The sequence below is a fragment of the Oceanobacter sp. 1_MG-2023 genome, from assembly GCF_030689025.1.
GTDB lineage: Bacteria > Pseudomonadota > Gammaproteobacteria > Pseudomonadales > Oceanobacteraceae > Oceanobacter.
Genome location: NZ_JAUYWA010000008.1, coordinates 16104 through 36186, shown reverse-complemented (window position 1 = coordinate 36186; position 20083 = coordinate 16104). Strand labels below are relative to the sequence as shown.

The 20083-nt window shown below is 53.9% G+C and carries 21 protein-coding genes; 17 read left to right on the top strand and 4 right to left on the bottom strand.

The features are described from left to right. Positions 1-3 precede the first annotated feature (3 nt). Complete coding sequence (locus Q8W22_RS07220) at positions 4-768, bottom strand: inositol monophosphatase family protein (protein WP_303433374.1); 765 nt, start codon at positions 766-768, stop codon at positions 4-6. Positions 769-959: 191 nt separating this feature from the next. Here Q8W22_RS07220 and Q8W22_RS07215 point away from each other — a divergent pair, with 191 nt between their 5' ends. The 13 genes from Q8W22_RS07215 to Q8W22_RS07155 all read left to right on the top strand — a co-directional run bounded on the left by Q8W22_RS07215 (position 960) and on the right by Q8W22_RS07155 (position 14326). Continuing rightward, the gene (locus Q8W22_RS07215; RefSeq protein ID WP_368501382.1) at positions 960-1871 is read left to right on the top strand and encodes an RNA methyltransferase; all 912 of its coding nucleotides are present in this window, start codon (positions 960-962) and stop codon (positions 1869-1871) included. Next, complete coding sequence (cysE, locus tag Q8W22_RS07210; protein ID WP_305451936.1) at positions 1864-2766, top strand: serine O-acetyltransferase; 903 nt, start codon at positions 1864-1866, stop codon at positions 2764-2766. Before Q8W22_RS07215 ends, cysE begins: the two co-directional genes overlap by 8 nt. A 163-nt stretch (positions 2767-2929) precedes the next feature. Further along, on the top strand, positions 2930-3412 hold the full coding sequence (gene iscR, locus Q8W22_RS07205; protein WP_303433372.1) for a Fe-S cluster assembly transcriptional regulator IscR: 483 nt from the start codon (positions 2930-2932) through the stop codon (positions 3410-3412). 413 nt (positions 3413-3825) lie between these two features. Beyond that, positions 3826-4998: an aminotransferase class V-fold PLP-dependent enzyme gene (locus Q8W22_RS07200; RefSeq protein ID WP_305451935.1), complete on the top strand. Its 1173-nt coding sequence runs from the start codon at positions 3826-3828 to the stop codon at positions 4996-4998. 108 nt (positions 4999-5106) lie between these two features. After that, positions 5107-5532, top strand: coding sequence for a nucleoside-diphosphate kinase (ndk, locus tag Q8W22_RS07195; protein ID WP_303433370.1), 426 nt, complete (start codon positions 5107-5109; stop codon positions 5530-5532). A 79-nt stretch (positions 5533-5611) separates the two neighbouring features. Beyond that, positions 5612-6730 (top strand): 23S rRNA (adenine(2503)-C(2))-methyltransferase RlmN, encoded by a 1119-nt coding sequence (gene rlmN / locus Q8W22_RS07190; RefSeq protein WP_303433369.1) that lies wholly within the window; start codon positions 5612-5614, stop codon positions 6728-6730. A gap of 11 nt (positions 6731-6741) precedes the next feature. After that, positions 6742-7542 (top strand): tetratricopeptide repeat protein, encoded by an 801-nt coding sequence (locus Q8W22_RS07185; protein WP_303433368.1) that lies wholly within the window; start codon positions 6742-6744, stop codon positions 7540-7542. Positions 7543-7567: 25 nt separating this feature from the next. Then, a complete protein-coding gene (ispG, locus tag Q8W22_RS07180; RefSeq protein WP_303433367.1) occupies positions 7568-8677 on the top strand; it encodes a flavodoxin-dependent (E)-4-hydroxy-3-methylbut-2-enyl-diphosphate synthase in 1110 nt (369 codons plus the stop codon). A gap of 54 nt (positions 8678-8731) precedes the next feature. Continuing rightward, positions 8732-10012, top strand: a complete 1281-nt coding sequence (gene hisS / locus Q8W22_RS07175; RefSeq protein WP_303433366.1) for a histidine--tRNA ligase — start codon at positions 8732-8734, stop codon at positions 10010-10012. Between the two features lie 82 nt (positions 10013-10094). Then, positions 10095-10754, top strand: a complete 660-nt coding sequence (locus Q8W22_RS07170; RefSeq protein WP_305415392.1) for a tetratricopeptide repeat protein — start codon at positions 10095-10097, stop codon at positions 10752-10754. Continuing rightward, positions 10754-11995 carry an outer membrane protein assembly factor BamB gene (bamB, locus tag Q8W22_RS07165; RefSeq protein WP_305451934.1) on the top strand — a complete coding sequence of 414 codons (1242 nt, stop codon included), beginning with the start codon at positions 10754-10756 and terminating at the stop codon, positions 11993-11995. The genes Q8W22_RS07170 and bamB overlap by 1 nt, the downstream gene beginning before the upstream one ends. A 75-nt stretch (positions 11996-12070) precedes the next feature. Beyond that, positions 12071-13579, top strand: coding sequence for a ribosome biogenesis GTPase Der (gene der, locus Q8W22_RS07160; RefSeq protein ID WP_305415390.1), 1509 nt, complete (start codon positions 12071-12073; stop codon positions 13577-13579). 111 nt (positions 13580-13690) lie between these two features. Beyond that, a complete protein-coding gene (locus Q8W22_RS07155; protein ID WP_303433362.1) occupies positions 13691-14326 on the top strand; it encodes a bifunctional 2-polyprenyl-6-hydroxyphenol methylase/3-demethylubiquinol 3-O-methyltransferase UbiG in 636 nt (211 codons plus the stop codon). A gap of 22 nt (positions 14327-14348) precedes the next feature. Here the strand turns inward: Q8W22_RS07155 and Q8W22_RS07150 are convergent, their stop codons facing one another. Beyond that, entirely contained in the window at positions 14349-14861 is a 513-nt protein-coding gene (locus Q8W22_RS07150; RefSeq protein ID WP_303433361.1) for a glycine cleavage system protein R, read from the bottom strand. A gap of 310 nt (positions 14862-15171) precedes the next feature. On the opposite strand from Q8W22_RS07150, the gene Q8W22_RS07145 reads away from it, so the two are divergent. The 4 genes from Q8W22_RS07145 to Q8W22_RS07130 all read left to right on the top strand — a co-directional run bounded on the left by Q8W22_RS07145 (position 15172) and on the right by Q8W22_RS07130 (position 18956). Further along, positions 15172-15831, top strand: a complete 660-nt coding sequence (locus Q8W22_RS07145) for a YbhB/YbcL family Raf kinase inhibitor-like protein (protein ID WP_305451933.1) — start codon at positions 15172-15174, stop codon at positions 15829-15831. Between the two features lie 62 nt (positions 15832-15893). Continuing rightward, entirely contained in the window at positions 15894-16133 is a 240-nt protein-coding gene (locus Q8W22_RS07140) for a hypothetical protein (RefSeq protein ID WP_305451932.1), read from the top strand. Between the two features lie 166 nt (positions 16134-16299). Continuing rightward, positions 16300-17511 carry an alanine transaminase gene (gene alaC, locus Q8W22_RS07135; protein ID WP_303433358.1) on the top strand — a complete coding sequence of 404 codons (1212 nt, stop codon included), beginning with the start codon at positions 16300-16302 and terminating at the stop codon, positions 17509-17511. A gap of 146 nt (positions 17512-17657) precedes the next feature. Next, the gene (locus tag Q8W22_RS07130; protein ID WP_305451931.1) at positions 17658-18956 is read left to right on the top strand and encodes a homoserine dehydrogenase; all 1299 of its coding nucleotides are present in this window, start codon (positions 17658-17660) and stop codon (positions 18954-18956) included. 108 nt (positions 18957-19064) lie between these two features. Here the strand turns inward: Q8W22_RS07130 and bcp are convergent, their stop codons facing one another. Together bcp and yfaE are read right to left on the bottom strand one after the other, a co-directional pair. After that, the gene (gene bcp, locus Q8W22_RS07125; protein WP_303433356.1) at positions 19065-19544 is read right to left on the bottom strand and encodes a thioredoxin-dependent thiol peroxidase; all 480 of its coding nucleotides are present in this window, start codon (positions 19542-19544) and stop codon (positions 19065-19067) included. A 46-nt stretch (positions 19545-19590) separates the two neighbouring features. Then, a complete protein-coding gene (gene yfaE / locus Q8W22_RS07120) occupies positions 19591-20076 on the bottom strand; it encodes a class I ribonucleotide reductase maintenance protein YfaE (protein WP_305451930.1) in 486 nt (161 codons plus the stop codon). Positions 20077-20083: the final 7 nt, after the last annotated feature.

Here is a 20083-nt window from a genome sequence, read left to right as displayed (position 1 = left end):
CTGTTAGTCTTTGAACATCAGGCTTTTGAGCAAGCGTGGGTTGCTGACCAGCAAGTTACCGCCCTGGCGCACACGTGGTTCACCATGGATATCTGAGATCAGACAGCCTGCTTCAGAGGCGATCAGACCGCCAGCGAGCAGGCTGAATTCGTCAACGTTGCTTAATGCGGCGGCCTGGAAACGGTCGGCGGCGACATAGGCGATAGACAAGGCATTGGAACCGATATTACGCAACTCATAGGTCTTGCCCATCAGTTTCATAATACGTTCGCGCTGGACGTAGGCATCTTCACCAACACCAACGGGCTGGGTATAGCCAACGATGGCATCGGACAAATTGTTGATCTGGCCGCAGCGGATACGACGGCCACTCAGTTGGGCACCACGTCCACGGGAAGCCGTAAACTCATCGCCATTGATTGGGTTGGTTACCACCGCATGCTCGGTTTTGCCATTGATCTGGCAGCCAACGATAATGGCAAACGCAGGGATACCGACACGGAAGTTGGCGATATCATCAATGACACAGATCTGCCAGATTGGCTGTTTCTCAACACCTGAGTTCACACCGGTTTCACGGCCGTTATAGCTGTGCTCCGGATAGGACTTTTTCAGTTCAAAGATGATGCTTTTTTCCAGACCAATGGTGCAGTCTGCAATAAACTTCGCTTTTTCCTGATCCGTACTCTGGTACGAATCGAAGCGGTCCAGTCGGCGGACCAAATCCTGACCCGCATTGCGCGCAGCGCGCAACGCCAAGTTCACCATGGGCTGCATTGCGATAACTATCTCTTAAAGAACGGGGAACCGGTGATTATATCAGTACTGCTCTGGTTGGCGAAGCATGTTTTCGCTACACTTCGCGGTTTTTAGCAGTTCCTGCCACATAAATCAGACGATTGGCGGGTGCTGCGTCCAGCAAGCCATCCTTGATGGTTGCACAGTGAAAGGTGGGTGAAGTGATTTCAGACGCAGGTGACCATTATCCTCTGCTCGATGCCATTGACATCGTGATGGTAAATACCACGCATTCCGGCAATATTGGCGCTGCTGCCCGGGCCATGAAAAACATGGGGCTGGGGCAATTGATTCTGGTTGATCCGATCGCGACCGTTAACGATGAGGCCCTGGCACGTTCATCCCGGGCGGAGGATATTCTGCAGCGGGTGCGTATTGTACCAACCCTGGAAGAGGCCATTGCCGACGCCAGTCTGGTCGTCGGCACCAGTGCTCGCAGTCGTCATATTCCCTGGCCTTTGATGACCCCAAGGCAAGCGGCCGAGAGTGTGTGTCAGGTAACAGGAACCGGCGCTCGTGCGGCGTTGGTGTTTGGGCGAGAGTCCCGCGGCCTGACCAATGAAGAGCTGCACCTCTGCCATGCCCATGTTCATATTCCGACGGTGGAATCCTTTTCCTCCTTGAATGTTGCGCAGGCCGTTCAGGTGTTGTGTTACGAAATGCGACTGGCAGCCATTGCGGCGGCGGATAACCATGCCGACAACACGGCGGCGGTGATGGGGCAACGCTGGGGAGTGGAATGGGATCACCCGCCAGCCACACACAAGGAGCTGAATGGCATGATGTTGCACCTTGAGCAAACACTGGTGGATATCGGCTTTCTGGACCCAAACACCCCCAAGCAACTGATGACCCGATTACGTCGCCTGTATCAACGGGCGGAACCGGACAAGATGGAAATCAATATGGTGCGCGGTATGTTGGCAGCGATACAGCAACATGCTGGACGTCGCCAGGATCAACCAGTCACCGATGTATCATTCTCACCTCAGACACCACCGCGATCGGATGCCCAGCTACCGATGGATGATGCCATTGATGGTGCTACCCAAGGGAGCCATTCTGATGTTTAAACAACTCCGTGAAGATGTCGCCTGCGTCTTCGAGCGCGACCCCGCAGCCCGTAATACGTTTGAAGTCCTGACCACTTATCCGGGGGTTCATGCCATTTTGCATTATCGGCTGGCCAATGGCTTATGGCGTCGTGGCTTCAAATGGTTGGCACGGCTGTTATCGACCGGCAGTCGCTGGCTGACGGGTATCGAAATCCACCCGGGTGCGACGATTGGTCACCGCTTTTTTATCGATCACGGCATGGGCGTGGTGATTGGGGAAACCGCAGAGATCGGTGATGACTGCACCCTGTATCACGGCGTCACCCTGGGTGGCACCAGCTGGAACAAGGGCAAGCGTCACCCGACCTTGCACAACGGTGTTGTCGTGGGTGCCGGTGCCAAGGTATTGGGGCCAATCGAAGTGGGCGAAAATGCCCGTATCGGCTCCAATGCGGTCGTGACCAAGCCCGTGCCGGACGGCGCTACCGTGGTGGGGATTCCTGGTCGTATTGTACGGATGGCAGGCAAGAAAAATCCCTTGCCAGAAGGGACTGTCCGTATGGCTGAAAAACTGGGATTTGACGCCTACGGTATTGCCGATGGAACCCCGGACCCGATTGCCCGCTCGATCCACAATATGATGGATCATATGGATGCGGTGGACAGCAAGATTGATCGCATGTGCAAGGCCCTGCATCAGGTGGGTATTCATAACTGCGACGACGCACTGCCAGAGCTGGAGCGGGAGCATTTTGTCTGCCTGGGGGATGATCAGGATGAGGCAACGCCAGATTCGCTTGGCGCATCCAAACAAGCCGCGCTGGATAAGGATGAATTACCAGCCACCGAAGCACCAAACACTGCAGCAACAGAAGCTGAATCTGAACGGACTGCTGAACGGACTGCTGATTAAAGACCCTCAGAGGGCTGATCAAAAGGCCTGTGTGGGTGGATCAGAGCGGTGAGGGCTGAAACCGGGGCAACGGACAGGCTTTACCGCTTACTTTACGCTTTACTTAGTTGACTGTATTAGTCGGATATAAACATAATACCGACCCGATCGGAGGAATTGTTATATGCGACTGACAACCAAGGGCCGCTACGCGGTGACAGCCATGCTGGATCTGGCCATACACGCAGAAGATGGCCCTGTCAGCCTGAACGATATATCTGGACGGCAGGGCATCTCCCTGTCGTATCTTGAGCAGTTGTTTGCTCGTTTGCGACGTCGTGAACTGGTTTCCAGTGTCCGTGGGCCGGGAGGTGGTTATCGTCTTGGCCGGGCAATGGATACCATCAATGTGGCAGAAATTGTTGATGCCGTGAATGAATCCATGGATGCCACGCGCTGCAGTAAACGCGGAGATTGCCAAAAGGGTGATGAATGCCTGACCCATCATCTGTGGCTGGATCTGAGTGAGCAGATACACGATTTTCTGTCGGCGATCAGCTTGCAAGAACTGATTGCCCGCCAGGAAATCCAGCACACGGCACACCGCCAGGATATGCAGACCGGCAATCGTATCAATGCATTTTTATCGGATGCCATGAACGGCTAGCCCTTGCAGCCTTGCAGAACTGTTCTTTTCTGGCGCTGACAGCAACGCAACAAGCGTATGGCAAACACGGTCAAACACGTCCTTGTTTGATCATCTTCACCGTTGGCACCCGGTAACGGCCAGGGGCAGTGACAGACAAGCGGGTGTTTGAACGGTGTCTTTGGGTTAACGGATCGACCTGCTTGGTTTGATTGGATGGTTTGATTGGACGGTTAGGTTAGCCGGATCAGAGAGGTCCGCGACGTCATAAGCGACCAATCGTATCGAGAGAGTAAACTGCGGTTGTTGTCGATCAGCGGCAATTTTGCGTTATTATTCCCCGTTGCCGCCATGTGTTTACTGTATTCTGACGCTCTTGGTGGCAGCGCTACACTATCTGTTATCTGTTTCGCCCGATGTGATTTGGATCTGCAATGAAAACCCTTTATCTTGATTATGCTGCCACGACGCCAGTTGACCCGGCGGTGGCTGAGGCCATGACGGCTTGCCTTACCATGGATGGCAATTTTGCCAACCCGGCTTCACGCTCCCATCGCTTTGGCTGGCAGGCAGAACAGGCGGTTGAAAAAGCCCGGCGTCAGGTGGCTGACGTATTGGGTGCCGAACCGCGTGAAATTGTCTGGACCTCCGGTGCAACAGAAAGCAATAACCTGGCCCTTAAAGGGGTGGTTGAATATTACCGCCGCCATCATCCGGGCAAATCCTGCCATATCATCAGTTCCGCCATTGAGCACAAGGCGATACTCGATACCCTGGCCTGGCTGAAGCAACAGGATGTCGCCATTACCCTGCTGACGCCAGATGCCGATGGTCTGATCCAGCCGCAACAGGTCGCCGATGCCTTGCGGGACGATACCGTACTGGTTTCCCTGATGGCGGTGAACAACGAAATCGGTACCCTGACGGATATCGCCGCAGTGGCAGAGCAGTTGAGTGATCACCCGGCGCTGCTGCATGTGGATGCTGCCCAGGCGGTTGGCAAGCTGCCGGTGAATGTTAACCACTGGCGGGTAGATCTGTTATCGGTATCGGCCCACAAGTTTTATGGCCCCAAAGGCATCGGCGTGTTGTATGTACGCCGTCAGCCACAGGTGCATATTGATGCCCAGATTCACGGTGGTGGCCATGAGCGCGGCATGCGCTCAGGCACCTTGCCAACCCACCAGATCGTCGGTATCGGTACGGCTGCGCAAATGGCCGCGACCCTGCTGGCGGAAGAGTTACCGCGTATCACGGCCTTGCGCGAGCGGTTACAGCAGGCCTTGCTGGGGTTGGGAGATGTCTATCTGAATGGCCATGCCCGGCAGCGGGTTGCTGGTCTGCTTAATCTGTCATTTGACGGGGTTGACGGTGAAATCCTGCTCGCCTCATTGGCGCAAGTGGCGGTATCGTCCGGGTCGGCCTGTACCTCTGCCAGTATCGAGCCTTCTTACGTGTTAAAAGCCATTGGACGCAGCAATGCGCTGGCTCATGCCGGGCTGCGTTTCAGTGTCGGCCGTTACACCACTGAGGACGATATTGACTTTGCCATTGAGCAGGTGAGCCGGATTGTAACGCGGTTACGTCAGCAGACCAGCCGGGGTTGAGACGGGGTTGGGTCTGACAGCGGTTACATGCGTACACCTTTTATCAAAACGTGCGTATAATCCGCCGGATTTTTAACCCCCTGAATACATTTACTATTGGAGTTACACATGGCTGTTGAACGTACACTGTCTATTATCAAACCAGATGCCGTTGCCAAAAATGCAATCGGTGACATCATTGCCCGTTTCGAAAAAGCTGGCCTGAGTGTTGTTGCTGCCAAAATGGTGCGCCTGGATGATGATAAAGCAGGCGGTTTTTACGCTGAGCACAAAGAACGTCCTTTCTACAAGGATCTGGTTGGTTTCATGACTTCTGGTCCTGTCGTTGTACAGGTTCTGGAAGGTGAAAACGCTATCCTGCTGAACCGCGAACTGATGGGTGCAACCAACCCTAAAGAAGCTGAAGCCGGTACTATCCGCGCTGATTTCGCTGAAAGCATTGATGCCAACGCAGTACACGGTTCTGATTCTGCAGAATCTGCTGCTCGTGAAATTGCTTATTTCTTCTCTGCTGACGAAATCTGCGCACGTTGATTTTGTCTGAACGGGAGCGGTTTGCTCCCGTTCGTTCTGTTTTTTCCTGCTCGGAAGCGCTACGCCAGGTAACTGCTTGATGACCGATACCACTCAAAAGATCAATTTGCTGGGCTTGTCTCCAGTAAAAATGGAAGCTTTTTTCACCGATATTGGTGAAAAGAAATTCCGTGCCCAGCAGATGCTGAAGTGGATTCATCAGTATGGCGAAGCCGACTTCGAAAAAATGACCAATATGGGCAAGCCTTTGCGTGCCAAGCTGGCCGATCTCGCCGAGATCCGTTTGCCTGAAGTGGTCTATGAAAATATTTCTGCCGACGGTACCCGCAAGTGGGTAATGCGTATGCCTGGCGGCAGCTCGATTGAAACCGTGTACATTCCGGAAAAAGAACGCGGCACCCTGTGTGTCAGCTCACAGATAGGTTGCTCGCTGGATTGCAGCTTTTGTTCCACCGGCAAGCAGGGCTTTAACCGTGATTTGACAGTGGCGGAAATTATTGGCCAGGTCTACGTTGCCTCGATGAGTTTTCATGAGCCTGGTGAACGCCGTGAACGTCGTATTACCAATGTGGTGATGATGGGCATGGGCGAACCGCTGTTGAATTTTGATAACGTCGTCGATGCCATGCATCTGATGATGGAAGACAATGCCTACGGTTTGTCGAAACGTCGGGTAACGCTGAGTACTTCCGGCGTGGTGCCGATGCTGGATAAGCTTGGGGAAGTCACTGACGTCTCGCTGGCGGTATCACTGCATGCCCCGAATGACGAGTTGCGTAACCAGCTGGTACCGATCAACCGCAAATACCCGATTGCCGAGTTGATTGCTGCTACCAATCGTTATCTGGCAAGGTTGCCGGATCGACGCAAGGCGACCATTGAATACACCATGATGGATGGTATCAACGACAGTCTGGAACAGGCGATTGAGCTGGCAGAGTTGCTGAAACAGGTACCTTGCAAGATCAATCTGATTCCATTTAACCCGTTTCCTAATTCTGGCTACAAACGTCCAAGCAATAATCGCGTGTACCGTTTCCGTGATTATCTGGTCAGTCAGAATCATATTGTGACAATACGTTCGACACGCGGCGATGATATCGACGCCGCTTGCGGCCAGCTGGTCGGCAAGGTCGAGGATCGTACTCGCCGCAGTGAGCGTTATATCAATGCGGTGCAACTGGATTCCAACCAATAAGGCCCTCAGGTATGAGACAGCTCCGTAATATCTTGCAGCAATTGGTCATGATTACCCTGGCACTGGTTTTGACGGCCTGTGTAACCACCACCGAAAGCCGCTTGCAAAAAAACAAGAACCCGGACAAGGCGCTGGAAAACTACACCCAGCTTGGCTTTGGTTACCTGCAACAGAATCGCCCGGACCTGGCCCGCCAGAGGTTGCAAAAAGCACTGGCCATGGACCCGAATCATGCCCCTGCCAACGACGCCATGGGGCTGGTGTGGCAAATGGAAGCCGAGTACGACCTGGCGGAAGATTTTATGCGTAAGGCCATTGCCAACGACAGCTCGTATACCGCCGCCAAACATCATCTGGGACGGCTGTATATCCAGATGAAAGAGTATGACAAGGCGAAAAAATGGCTCGAAACGGCAGCCGGAGATCGTTATTACGACAGCCGCGCCAGTGCGTATAACGACCTGGCGATGAACTATTACCGCCAGAACCAGCCGTCCAATGCCATTGACAGCTATATGGAAGCATTACGTTTGTCGCCATACAGTGTTGATGCGCTGGTGAATGTCTCCACCCTGTTGTTTGAAGCCCAGCGCTACGATGAGTCACGCAAGTATTTTGACCGTCTGGATCGCCTGGTCAGCAAGGGTAACACCCGTCATACATCGCACAGCCTGTGGCTGGGTATCAAGCTGGCGACGATTCGTCAGGATACCGACAAGGTCATTACGCTGGCGACGCAACTGAAAAAACAATTTCCGAATTCCAACGAATACCGTCTGTACCAGGAATCCCTGGACAGCAGCAACGATTGATAACCGGTACGAGCGAGACTGACTGATGCATTTTGAAAATCCGATCAAACGTCGAAAAAGTCGCAAGATCATGGTCGGTGACGTCGCGGTTGGCGGTGATGCACCGATCTCGATCCAGACCATGACCAACACCGAAACCACGGATGTCGCGGCTACGGTAGCGCAGATTCAGCAGGCTCAGGATGCTGGTGCCGATATTGTGCGGGTTTCTGTCCCTTCTATGGATGCTGCCGAAGCCTTTGGCCGGATCCGCAAGCAGGTCAATATTCCGCTGGTGGCCGATATTCATTTTGACTACCGCATTGCCTTGCGTGTGGCTGAACTGGGAGTGGATTGTTTACGTATCAACCCCGGTAATATTGGCCGTGAAGACCGTGTGCGTGCGGTAGTGGATGCTGCTCGTGACCATAATATTCCGATTCGGATCGGTGTGAACGCCGGTTCGCTGGAAAAAGATCTGCAAAAAAAATACGGCGAGCCAACCCCGGAAGCGCTGGTGGAATCGGCCATGCGCCATATCGATATTCTCGATCGCCTCGACTTCCAGGAATACAAGCTGAGCCTGAAGGCCTCCGATATTTTTATGACGGTGGCCGCTTACCGCCAAATCGCCAGCCAGATCGAACAGCCGTTACATTTGGGTATCACGGAAGCTGGTGGCTTGCGTGGTGGTACGGTCAAATCCTCCATCGGTCTGGGCCTGCTGCTGTGGGACGGTATCGGTGACACCATTCGTGTGTCGCTGGCAGCAGACCCGGTACAGGAAGTCAAAGTCGGCTGGGATATGCTGAAGTCACTGAAAGTGCGCTCCCGAGGCATCAACTTTATTGCCTGTCCCAGCTGCTCACGACAAAACTTCGATGTTATTAAGACCATGAACGACCTGGAAACCCGGGTCGAAGATATCCGCACCAATATGGATGTAGCGGTGATCGGTTGCGTGGTGAACGGTCCTGGTGAAGCCAAGGAAGTTGACCTGGGTCTGGCCGGTGGTCAGCCCAACCTGGTGTATATCGATGGCAAACCGGCCGGAAAGCTGAACAACGAGACGCTGGTGGATGATCTCGAACGTCTGATTCGTGAACGTGCCGACCAGCTCGACAAAGAACGTGACAATCTGATTGTCTCCGGCTGAGACCGCAGAAAGCAGAATTTGAGACTGCAGAACTACAGGAATAACCCAGAGATTATGTCCAAGAAAATAAAAGCCATTCGCGGCATGAACGATATCCTGCCAGCGCAAAGCCCGGTGTGGCAGTACCTGGAAGGTACCGTCAAGGATCTGCTGGCTGGACATGGCTATGATGAAATCCGGATGCCGGTTGTTGAGAGCACCAACCTGTTCAAACGCTCGATTGGTGAAGTGACGGATATCGTCGAAAAAGAAATGTACACCTTCGATGACCGTAATGGCGACAGCCTGACGCTGCGCCCGGAAGGTACCGCCAGCTGCGTACGTGCCTGTGAAGAACATGGCTTGCTGTACAACCAGACCCAGCGGTTATGGTACACCGGCCCGATGTTTCGTCATGAGCGGCCACAAAGAGGCCGCTATCGCCAATTCTTTCAAGTGGGTGTGGAAACCTTCGGTATTGCCACCGCAGATATCGATGCCGAACTGATTTTGATGACAGCCCGCTTATGGCAGCAACTTGGCCTCAAGGATGTGGTCACACTGCAGCTGAACACTTTGGGCAGCAACGCCGCCCGGGCTGAATATCGGGCCGCTCTGGTGGCGTATCTCAGTCAGTTCAAGGACCAGCTTGACGAAGACAGTCAACGTCGTCTGGAAAGCAACCCGCTGCGGGTATTGGATTCGAAAGATCCCAACACCCAGGCGCTGCTGGCTGATGCCCCGCAGTTGCACGACCATCTCGATGACGACAGCCGGGAACATTTTGCCAAACTGCGTGCCATTCTGGATGCCGCCGGGGTTGCTTATGAAATCAACCAGCGTCTGGTACGTGGGCTCGATTACTACAACAAGACCGTGTTTGAATGGGTCACGGACCAGCTTGGCTCCCAGGGCACTGTGTGTGCTGGTGGCCGTTACGATGGTCTGGTGGAACAGCTGGGTGGCAAACCGACCCCGGCGGTGGGTTTCGCCATGGGGATTGAGCGGCTGATCCTGCTGCTGGAAACCCTGGATGTGATTCCTTCGGCGGTCACCCAAACCGTCGATCTGTACCTCTGCGCCATGGGTGAAGGGTCAGACATGGCCGCACTGTTGCTGGCCGATCGCTTGCGCGAAGAACACAGCTGGCTGCGGATACAGTGTCACTGCGGCGGTGGCAGCTTCAAGAGCCAGATGAAAAAAGCCGATAAAAGTGGTGCTCGTTTTGCCTTGTTACTGGGTGAGAATGAATTGGCAGCAGAGCAGATCACCATCAAGGATTTACGGAATGATGCTGAGCAGCAAACCATTGCCCAGTCCGGCTTGTCTGATTGGCTGGCTGAAGCAATGCTGTAACAGCCTGACGGCTGAACAGTGCTTACACTGGCATTAATAGATATCGAATGAACATAACGAATACGAATAAGGTAGCCAGGTCATGACAGAACTGCGTACGGATGAAGAACAGGCAGAAATGCTCAAACGCTGGTGGGATGAAAATGGCAAGAGCACGCTGATAGCCATTGTGTTGGTTGCGGCTGGCTGGTTGGGTTGGAATTATTATCAGACCCAGCAACAGACCACCGGAGAAGCGGCATCAGCGCTGTATTCCTCACTGACTGAAAAAGCCTCTGCGGCTATCATGTCTGGTAATGAGGCTGCCCAGCAAGAAGCAATTGTCCTGGCTGAGCAGCTGAAAAGTGATTTTGGCAAAAGCACTTACAGTCAGTTTGCCAGCCTGTTTCTGGCGCGCTTTGCTGCGGATAACGGTGATATGAACAGTGCGGCTGCCGAGCTGAGAGCCTTGGTTGATAGCGCTGAAGCGCCAATCAAATACCTGGCCACCGCGCGTCTGGCTGATGTACTGGTTGAACTGGATGATACCGATGCGGCGCTGGCTCTGGTGAGCGATGTACCGGACCCGGCTTATGCCCCTCAGTATCTGGAAGCCCGTGGTGATGCCTTGTTCCGCAAAGGCGACCGCGCAGCAGCCCGGGTGGCCTATCAGGAAGCGCTGGATGCTGCTGCCGTACTGGGTGTGGATACCCAGCTGCTGCAACGCAAAAGCGATTTTCTGATCGCCGCTGAGGACGCCTGATGCTGAGCGGTCTGAAATTTGGCCGCCAACGGCTGGTCGCTGGCAGAGTCACCCGCACCGGGTTACTGTTGGCCGCCGTTCTGGTCAGCGCTTGTTCTTCGCAACCTCAAACCGATGCCGAGAGCCTGCCTTCATTGGGCAGTAATGGCCTGGATATTGTCTGGCGCACTCATATCGGGGATGGCCCGGGTAGCAATTACAGCCGTTTGCAAGCCGTGGCTGCGGACGATGTACTGTATGCCGCCGATACCTCCGGCTCTGTCTGGTCGCTGGCGTTGGACTCCGGTCGCACGCTGTGGCAACAGACGCTGGAAAAACCAGTATCGGCCGGTGTTACGCTGGCCGGTGAGCATCTGTTTCTGGTAACGGTTGATGGCGTGCTGCATGGCCTGACAGCTGATCAGGGCCAACCTGTCTGGCAAGCCCAATTGTCCAGTGAAGCGGTGGCTGCTGCGGAAGTGGATGACGAGCGCGTCTATGTTCACACCATTGATGGTCGGGTCTCGGCCTTTGATCGTTATAGCGGGGAACAACGCTGGTCGTATGAAACCGCGATGCCGATTCTGTCGGTACGCGGCACCGCCGCCCCTGTGGTATCCGGTGAACTGGTAATACTGGGTTTGGCCAATGGCAAGGTGATTGCGCTGGACCGGCGTTTGGGTATTCCGCGCTGGGATGTCCGCCTGGCAACACCGGAAGGTCGTTCCGAGCTGGAACGCCTGGTGGATGCAGACGGCACCGTAGTGGTTGAAAACCAACTGATTTATGCCGCCAGTTATCACGGCAAGGTAGCCGCCATCAGTGCCACGGGTGAAACGCGCTGGGAAGAAGATGGCTCAAGCTATACCAGCCCGGTGTTATCTCTGGGTAACGTCTATCTGACTCTGGATGACAGTAGTATTCGCGCATTTGATGTGTATGGTGGTGATCCGGTCTGGACCCAGGGCAGTCTGAAAGGTCGCCAGCTGGGAGGCGTCGAAGCTTACCAGAACAATCTGGTCGTCACCGACAGCGAAGGCTTCCTGTATCTGCTCAGTCAGGTGGATGGTGCCTTGCTGGCGCGTTTGTCTCTTATTCCCAATGCTTTACACGTCAGCTATCCTAATCAGTCGGAAGCCACTCGCTGGCGGCAGCTGCATGGCCGTGACTTTGGTGTGCGTAGCCCCTTGCTGGTCACCGACAGGGGCGTAGTGGTCTATACCAATGCCGGTGACGTTATGCTGGTCACTGCAGAAGAATAGTCTTGCTGCTTTCATAGTGATCAGCGTTGTTTTTCCGGGGAGCTTATTGGCTCCCCTTTTTATCTGAGGTATTTCATGGTTCCAGTCATCGCTTTGGTGGGTCGTCCCAATGTTGGCAAGTCCACTCTGTTTAATCGTCTTACCAAGTCTCGCGATGCACTGGTAGCGGAAATCGCCGGGCTGACCCGCGATCGTAAATATGGTGAAGGCAAGGTCGGCGAGCGGCCGTTTATTGTTATTGATACCGGCGGTATCAGTGGTGAAGAAGTCGGTATCGATGAAGCCATGGCTTCCCAGAGCTTTCAGGCGATACAGGAAGCCGATATCGTCTTTTTTATGGTTGATGCCAGCGCCGGTATTCTGGAAGGCGACCGGATGATCGCCAACTACCTGCGTAAAAGCGGCAAGTCGGCTTATCTGATTGCCAACAAGATCGACGGCAAAAACCCCGATGTTGTATTGGTTGAAATGTACGAACTGGGCATGGGCGAACCGCTGGGCATTGCCGCAGCACACAACCGTGGTGTTTCCTCACTGATAGATCATGTGATGGATGAGCTTCATGGGGTCTCCGACGAACCGGTTGCTCACCCTGAAAACGACTGGCACTACGTTTGGGATGAAGGCGAAGAAAGCCCGGCGGAAGAAGTCGTACACGAAGAGCTCGACGTCAAAGGCATCAAGATCGCGGTGGTCGGGCGTCCGAATGTGGGCAAGTCGACGCTGGTGAACCGCTTTTTGGGGGAAGACCGGGTTGTGGTCTATGACGAAGCCGGTACCACGCGTGACAGTATTTACATTCCCTATGAGCGTCATGGCCAGGATTACACTCTGATCGATACCGCCGGGGTGCGACGTCGCAAGAATATCAGTGAAGCCGCCGAAAAATTCTCTATTATCAAAACCCTGCAAGCCATTCAGGATTGTCATGTCTGTATTCTGGTGCTGGATGCCCGTACCGGTATTGTTGAACAAGACCTGCATATGCTCAGCTTTGTGCTGAACGCAGGCCGGGCTCTGGTGATTGCCATCAATAAATGGGATGGCATGGAAGCGGATGAAAAGCAGCGCGTCAAAGATGAAATTGACCGCCGCTTTGATTTTCTGACGTTCGCCGATATGCACTTTATTTCGGCCTTGCACGGTACGGGTGTCGGCCATCTGTATGAATCGGTTGACCAGGCCTACGAATCGGCCATGGGCAAATGGCAAACCAATATGCTGACCCGGATTCTGGAAGACGCTGTAGCAACCCATCAACCGCCGATGGTACGTAATCGGCGGCCGAAATTGCGTTACGCGCACCAGGGTGGCTCCAACCCGCCAGTGCTGGTGATTCACGGTAATCTGGTGAATGACTTGCCGGATGATTACAAACGTTATCTGGCCAATACCTTCCGCCGGGTACTGGCCATCAAGGGCACGCCCATTCGGGTTGAGTTCCGTCAGGGCGAAAACCCGTTTGCAGACAAGCAGAAAGAGGTTCGCCACCGTCGCAAGAGTCGGGCAGAGGCGGTGGTCAAAACGGCGAATATTCGTCAGATCAAACTCGATAAATATCGTAAAGCACGTAACAAACCCTGAGTTGTTGCCGGGCTTAATGTTTGAAATCTTGCCCCTTACCGGTGTTGTGATAGGGTGAGCGCAAACCGCCGTTACGATTGTCGTAGCGGCGGCGCTTTTTTTGAGGTTGTCATGCCATCTCCCACTGCCAGTGTTGATTTTTACCATCGCCATGCCAAACGGCTGGCGGACTGCTACGACGGCCTGACCGTTGAGCAGGTGCACGGTAGCTGGCTGCCTCTGGTGCCTGTGCAGCCAGGAGCACGAGCGCTGGATGTCGGAGCCGGTTGCGGCCGGGATGCTTGCTGGTTAGCGCAACAAGGCTGGCATGTCACTGCGGTGGAACCGGCAGCCGGCATGCGTGAAATAGGTCAACAGCGGTCAACGGCACTGGAATTGGGATCAGACCAGCTGCAATGGATTGATGACTCCTTGCCAGCCCTGAAAAAAGTACCGGATGAGCGTTATCAGCTGATTCTGCTGTCAGCGGTCTGGATGCATTTGTCCATTGCGCATCGGCCAGTCGCTTTGCGGCGACTGGTACAAATGCTGGCTGATACCGGTGTGATTGTGATGACCTTGCGCAGTGGTTCCGGAGATCCTGAACGGCCGATGTACCCGGTCAGTGCCGTTGAAGTCAGAGCCATTGCCAAGCCGCTGAAAATCTCGGTAGAAGAGTTGACCCCAAGAGCTGATCGGGGCGATCTGCTTGAACGTCCTGAGGTCAGCTGGCAAACGGTGATTTTACGGCGCGACCGGGATAGCTGACGATGGCCGCTGGCCGGTCGGTTCAGACGGGGGTTACTTCGACCATCAACTCATCACTCAGCTGTTCCAATGCGGCGGTCAGTGTTTCGTGATCCAGAGTGTCGGGAACCTGTAATTCTGCCCGGGCTTTGAACAGGGATAACGCAGACATTTCTGCCTGGGCGCATTCGCTGCTTAATTCCAGTACATTCACCTCCAGGGTGGCCAATACCCTGGATACGGCCTGGACAATTCCAGGGCGGTCATTACCCACCAGACTCAGGTTCAAATGGTGGCTGCTGCGGTGATCTGGCAAGCCAGCTTCGGCCCGAATCTCGATGCCCTGGCTTGCAAGTGCTGCCAGTTCGGTTTGTAACTCATTGGCAGCGGCAGACTCTTTGAGAGTCACCAGAATAATACCGGCAAACTTGCCCGCCAGATTGGCAAGATGGCTTTCGGTCCAGTTGCCATGGTGGCGACTGATCACGGCGGCAATTGTTTCAACAATGCCGGGCTTGTCATCGGCAATGACAGTCAGAACCAGAGATAACGTCATAAATAAAAAGTACCTGAAAAAATGAAAAGGGCATCTTGTGATCAGGGAGGTGTCGTCAAACGCCCTGAGGTCAAAAGACTAGCAAGGAGATAGGCCCTTGTCGTGGTTGAATACAAGCCGCTTGTTCTTTACCCGAACGAGCCTGGCAGCAGGGTGTCAGTACTGACAGACGCTATGGTAGCTGCCCGCTGTCTGGTGGCTCCGGGGCATTGGCCCTACAATGCTCAGCCCCGGATAGCCTGGCTGATCTTCGACTTGACAGTCCTGTCGGAGATGACGGGATGATACAAAGAGATGGTGGATTATGAATATGAATGCAAGCATAACGGCGCTCGCGATCGCAGGCCTGGTATTGCTGATGCCAATGACAGCCCGGGCCAATGACGGTCTTGAACTGACCAGCCGCGCATTTACCGATGGTGGTGCATTACCGCTTCAATTTACCTGTGACGGTGGTGGCATGTCTCCACCGCTAAGCTGGAGTGGGGTGCCGGATGGAACCCGGTCGCTGGTGATCATTATGGATCATCAGCCCAGGCCAGGGCCGGAACTACAGCTTCCGCGAGCACCCGAATCCAGTTCCAGGCCCAATCCTGACGCTGGCAGTCGGGCAGACGGTGGCACACAGCCACCGCCATCAAAAGGACCGGAGGGCATACGCTGGTACTGGAGCATGTACAATATTCCACCAACGGTGACGGGTACGGAAGCCGGGCAGTCGGTTGGTACACTGGGGAATAATATTGTGAACCAGAAAAACGAATATGCTCCGCCTTGCTCGAAAGGTCCGGGCATCAAAGTCTATACCTTTCATCTTTATGCCCTGTCAAAATCCTTGGATTTGACGCCCGCAGACAAGGTTTCTGCCACCATGTTGCGAAAACACATGCATGATTGGGTGCTGGCATCAGATTCGTTAAGCGTCAGCTTTGAACGGACAGCCATTCCGGCGCATGACAAAAAACCGTAAACATATCGGCTGTGAAACAGAGTCGCTTCGATAAACAATCGCTTTTTCAGGAAAATGGACACATGTTAGGACGCATTATTGTAGGACTCGTGATCGGCATGTTCGCTGGGTTTGTCTTATCCAGTGATTCAACACTACTCAGGGATAAAAGAAACCTGATGCTGGCGTTTCTCGCCTTGATCATTATTGCCTTTATCGGTTCTTCGTTTATGTTCGGCGCACTGTACGGTGTGATGGCCATCGGGGAAGTAGCGTTGGGTCATTGGCTGATGCGTAAAATAAAGACGATGCCAAAATCATAATATTGCAGGCTTTCACGGCATCGACACGGAAGCCCCGTCGGTGCTTCCTACATGGCTCCATGCCCGTCGTTGCCTTGCGCTACAGCACCAGGCGTGGGCGTAACGGCACGCCTTCCATTGATCAAAGCGCCGCCATCCAGTAGCCTGTTGGGCTTTTCTGCCATTGATGAAAGAGTCCACCATGAACAAGCATTTTCCGCGTATTGAGCGTTTGCCCCCTTATGTTTTCAACGTTATCGGTGAGTTGAAAATGGCGGCGCGAGCCCGTGGTGAAGACATCGTGGATTTATCGATGGGGAATCCGGATCAGGATACGCCACAGCATATTGTCGACAAGCTGGTTGAAACGGTGCAAAAAGAAGGCACGCATCGTTACAGCCAGTCGAAGGGCATTCCACGGCTGCGCAAAGCCATGGCTAACTGGTATAAGAACCGCTACGACGTTGAGCTCGACCCGGACACTGAAGTGATTACTACAATAGGCTCCAAGGAAGGTCTGGCGCATTTGGCGCTGGCGACGCTTGGCCCCGGGGATGCAGTACTGGTGCCCAATCCGGCTTACCCGATTCATCCTTATGGTTTTGTATTGGCCGGTGCGGATATTCGCCATGTGCCAATGACTCCGGACGTGGATTTTTTTGCCGAGCTGGAAAAAGCCATCAAAAACAGCTGGCCCAAACCCAAAATGCTGGTGCTTAACTTTCCCGGTAATCCGACCGGGCAATGTGTTGAGCTGGATTTTTTTGAACGGGTGGTCGAGATGGCCCGCGAACACCAGATCTGGGTAGTGCAGGATTTGGCCTATGCTGATATCGCCTTTGATGGTTATCAACCGCCGTCGATTCTGCAAGTTGAAGGTGCCCGGGATGTGGCGGTCGAATTTTTCTCGTTGTCCAAAAGCTACAATATGCCGGGATGGCGGGTCGGTTTCTGTTGCGGTAATAAAGACCTGATTCACGCCCTTGGCAGGATCAAGTCTTACCTTGATTATGGTACATTCACTCCCATTCAGGTGGCGGCTATTGCGGCTCTGGAAGGCGACCAGTCGGTGGTGCACGAGATCTGCGAGATGTACAAACATCGGCGTGATGTGTTGTGCAAAGGCTTGAATGATATGGGCTGGCAGGTCGATATTCCCAAGGCCACCATGTTTATCTGGGCACGTATTCCTGAGCCATATCGGGCGATGGGATCACTTGAGTTCAGCAAAAAACTCTTGCTGGATGCCAAGGTCGCTGTGTCACCGGGTATCGGTTTTGGTGAATACGGCGACGACCATGTACGTCTGGCCCTGATTGAAAACGACCAGCGTACCCGTCAGGCACTGCGTGGTATCAAGCATATGCTGCGCAAGGATGGCCATTATCAGGGTGACTGAACTGGGCTGACAATTCGCACCAGGCAGCGCGATATGCGGCAAGGCAAGGCATTACAGCCGCTAAAATACAGTGAACAATATATAAAGAACGGTGATCAGCCACTGCGCTATAGCGTTCGATTTTATCCAGCAAAGAGGAGAAGACCTTGAAACCGGTAAAAGTAGGTATCTGCGGTTTAGGTACAGTCGGTGGCGGTACATTTGATGTACTGACGACCAATGCGCAAAACATTGCACGCCGGGCAGGTCGCGAGATTATTGTGGCGCAGATCGGAGCTCGTCGTCCGAATCCCGCTTACGACACCAGCACTATTCCCATGACTAACGATATTTTTGATGTGGCCAAAAACCCTGAAATCGATGTAGTGGTGGAGTTGATTGGTGGTTATGAGGTCGCTCGTGAGCTGGTATTAACGGCGATTGAGCACGGCAAGCACGTGGTGACTGCCAACAAGGCATTGATTGCCGAGCATGGCGCAGAGATTTTTGCCCAGGCAGAAGCCAAGGGCGTGTCGGTGATGTATGAAGCCGGTGTTGCCGGTGGTATTCCTATCATCAAGGCGCTGCGGGAAGGGCTGGCCGCCAACCGTATCAACTGGCTGGCAGGTATCATCAATGGAACCGGCAACTTTATCCTGACCGAGATGCGTGATAAAGGCCGGGATTTTAACGATGTGTTGGCAGAGGCCCAACAGCTGGGTTATGCCGAAGCAGACCCTACCTTTGATGTTGAAGGCATTGATGCGGCCCACAAACTGACAATTCTGGCATCGATTGCGTACGGTATTCCGTTACAGTTTGATCGTTGTTACACCGAAGGCATCAGTAATATTACCCGGGATGACGTTGAATTTGCAGAAGAGCTGGGCTATCGCATCAAGCACCTGGGAGTCAGTCGTCAAACAGAAAAAGGCATTGATTTACGTGTGCATCCGACCCTGATTCCGGAAGCCCGGCCGATTGCCAAGGTAGATGGCGTATTAAACGCTGTGATGGTGAACGGTAATGCCGTTGGCGATACGCTGTACGTTGGTGCGGGAGCCGGTGCTGGCCCAACAGCCTCTGCTGTTGTTGCGGATATCATTGATCTGGCGCGGACGCTGGAAGCCGATGCCTCGGTGCGGGTGAACCATCTGGCGTACAACGAAATCGAAGATGAGCAGGTCCTGCCGATGGAAGAAGTGGTCACCTCGTATTATCTGCGCCTTCAGGTGCAGGATAAAACCGGGGTGCTGGCATCGGTAGCCACGATTCTGAGTGAGCGCGGCATTAATATCGAAGCCATCATTCAAAAAGAACCCAAGGAAGGGGAAGAGCTGGCGCAGATTATTTTGCTGACTCACCGTATTGTGGAAAAAGCCATGAATGCGGCGATTGCAGCGATTGAAGCGCTGGAAAGCACCGTGGGTGCAGTAACCCGGATCCGGGTTGAGCAGCTCGACTGACAGATACTGGTAGCAGACAGATGATAGACACAGGCGGCCGTTCTGGCCGCCTTGTTGGTTTTTTCTCCGACGCTTTTTCTCCGCACGCAGTCAGGCGGCCGAAAGGACTCAGGCGCTGGTCAGCAACGCAATCACATCATCGTGATGGCTTTTGGTTTTTACCTTCGGCATCACATGCTGAATGATACCGTCTGCACCAATAATAAAGGTGATGCGGTTGATCCCCATATATTCCTTGCCCATGAATTTTTTCAGGCCCCATACCCCATAGGCTTCGGCAATCTGATGGTCTTCATCCGAAAGCAGGTCGAAGTTGAGTTGATCGCGGTCGATAAATTTTTGTAACCGGGCGGGTGCATCCGGACTGATACCAACGGCAACGGCGTTGTGGGCCGCCAGCTCTGCCTGACTGTCCCGCAGTCCACAGGCCTGGGTGGTACAGCCTGGCGTCATGGCTTTGGGGTAGAAATAAAGAATCAGGGTTTTACCCTGGTAATCGCTGAGTGACACGGTGTCACCGCGCTGATTCAGTGTGGTAAAGGCTGGTGCCGGAGTTCCGGCTTCTGGTAAGACAAGTGCGCTGCACATAAGGCTCTCCTTATATTCGTTGGATTCATTAGCGCTGCTACAACCGCTACAGCTTGATCTTGACGTCGCTGCGAGGGATACAGCAGCACAACAAGATCTCGCCTTCATTCAGCCAGGCCAATGGGTCGTTGGCGTAATGCACTTCACCACTGAGCAGCTGGGCACGGCAACTGCCACAATAGCCTTCCCGGCATTGAAAGTGGACATCGATCTGCTGGGCTTCAAGAGACTCCAGTAAGTTAGCTGCGTATTGGAAGCGGGCCTGATGCCCATCATCGAGAGTAATGGCAAAAACAGGCGGAGCCATACCCTCCAGCTCGAGCTGGGGTGTCTGCTCCGGCTGTTCGGGGTCACGCTCCGGCAGATATAACTCAACCTGTTGGGCAGAGCTGTCGGAGGTAGCCGGAGGGGGCTCCAACTCGAACGGCGGCAGTCCGGTGCCGCTGTCCGGTTCGATGTTGCCATCCAGCTCAAAGCTGTCATTCGCTGACGAAGACAGATCCTGGTGGTTGCTCTCCGGGGGTTGACTCATGGGGTAT

Bases quoted from the DNA above. Each gene is read 5' to 3' on its own strand.
- Q8W22_RS07220 (WP_303433374.1), bottom strand. From the start codon at position 768: ATGGTGAACTTGGCGTTGCGCGCTGCGCGCAATGCGGGTCAGGATTTG.
- cysE (WP_305451936.1), top strand. From the start codon at position 1,864: ATGTTTAAACAACTCCGTGAAGATGTCGCCTGCGTCTTCGAGCGCGAC.
- iscR (WP_303433372.1), top strand. From the start codon at position 2,930: ATGCGACTGACAACCAAGGGCCGCTACGCGGTGACAGCCATGCTGGAT.
- Q8W22_RS07200 (WP_305451935.1), top strand. From the start codon at position 3,826: ATGAAAACCCTTTATCTTGATTATGCTGCCACGACGCCAGTTGACCCG.
- ndk (WP_303433370.1), top strand. From the start codon at position 5,107: ATGGCTGTTGAACGTACACTGTCTATTATCAAACCAGATGCCGTTGCC.
- rlmN (WP_303433369.1), top strand. From the start codon at position 5,612: ATGACCGATACCACTCAAAAGATCAATTTGCTGGGCTTGTCTCCAGTA.
- Q8W22_RS07185 (WP_303433368.1), top strand. From the start codon at position 6,742: ATGAGACAGCTCCGTAATATCTTGCAGCAATTGGTCATGATTACCCTG.
- ispG (WP_303433367.1), top strand. From the start codon at position 7,568: ATGCATTTTGAAAATCCGATCAAACGTCGAAAAAGTCGCAAGATCATG.
- hisS (WP_303433366.1), top strand. From the start codon at position 8,732: ATGTCCAAGAAAATAAAAGCCATTCGCGGCATGAACGATATCCTGCCA.
- Q8W22_RS07170 (WP_305415392.1), top strand. From the start codon at position 10,095: ATGACAGAACTGCGTACGGATGAAGAACAGGCAGAAATGCTCAAACGC.
- bamB (WP_305451934.1), top strand. From the start codon at position 10,754: ATGCTGAGCGGTCTGAAATTTGGCCGCCAACGGCTGGTCGCTGGCAGA.
- der (WP_305415390.1), top strand. From the start codon at position 12,071: ATGGTTCCAGTCATCGCTTTGGTGGGTCGTCCCAATGTTGGCAAGTCC.
- Q8W22_RS07155 (WP_303433362.1), top strand. From the start codon at position 13,691: ATGCCATCTCCCACTGCCAGTGTTGATTTTTACCATCGCCATGCCAAA.
- Q8W22_RS07150 (WP_303433361.1), bottom strand. From the start codon at position 14,861: ATGACGTTATCTCTGGTTCTGACTGTCATTGCCGATGACAAGCCCGGC.
- Q8W22_RS07145 (WP_305451933.1), top strand. From the start codon at position 15,172: ATGAATGCAAGCATAACGGCGCTCGCGATCGCAGGCCTGGTATTGCTG.
- Q8W22_RS07140 (WP_305451932.1), top strand. From the start codon at position 15,894: ATGTTAGGACGCATTATTGTAGGACTCGTGATCGGCATGTTCGCTGGG.
- alaC (WP_303433358.1), top strand. From the start codon at position 16,300: ATGAAAGAGTCCACCATGAACAAGCATTTTCCGCGTATTGAGCGTTTG.
- bcp (WP_303433356.1), bottom strand. From the start codon at position 19,544: ATGTGCAGCGCACTTGTCTTACCAGAAGCCGGAACTCCGGCACCAGCC.
- yfaE (WP_305451930.1), bottom strand. From the start codon at position 20,076: ATGAGTCAACCCCCGGAGAGCAACCACCAGGATCTGTCTTCGTCAGCG.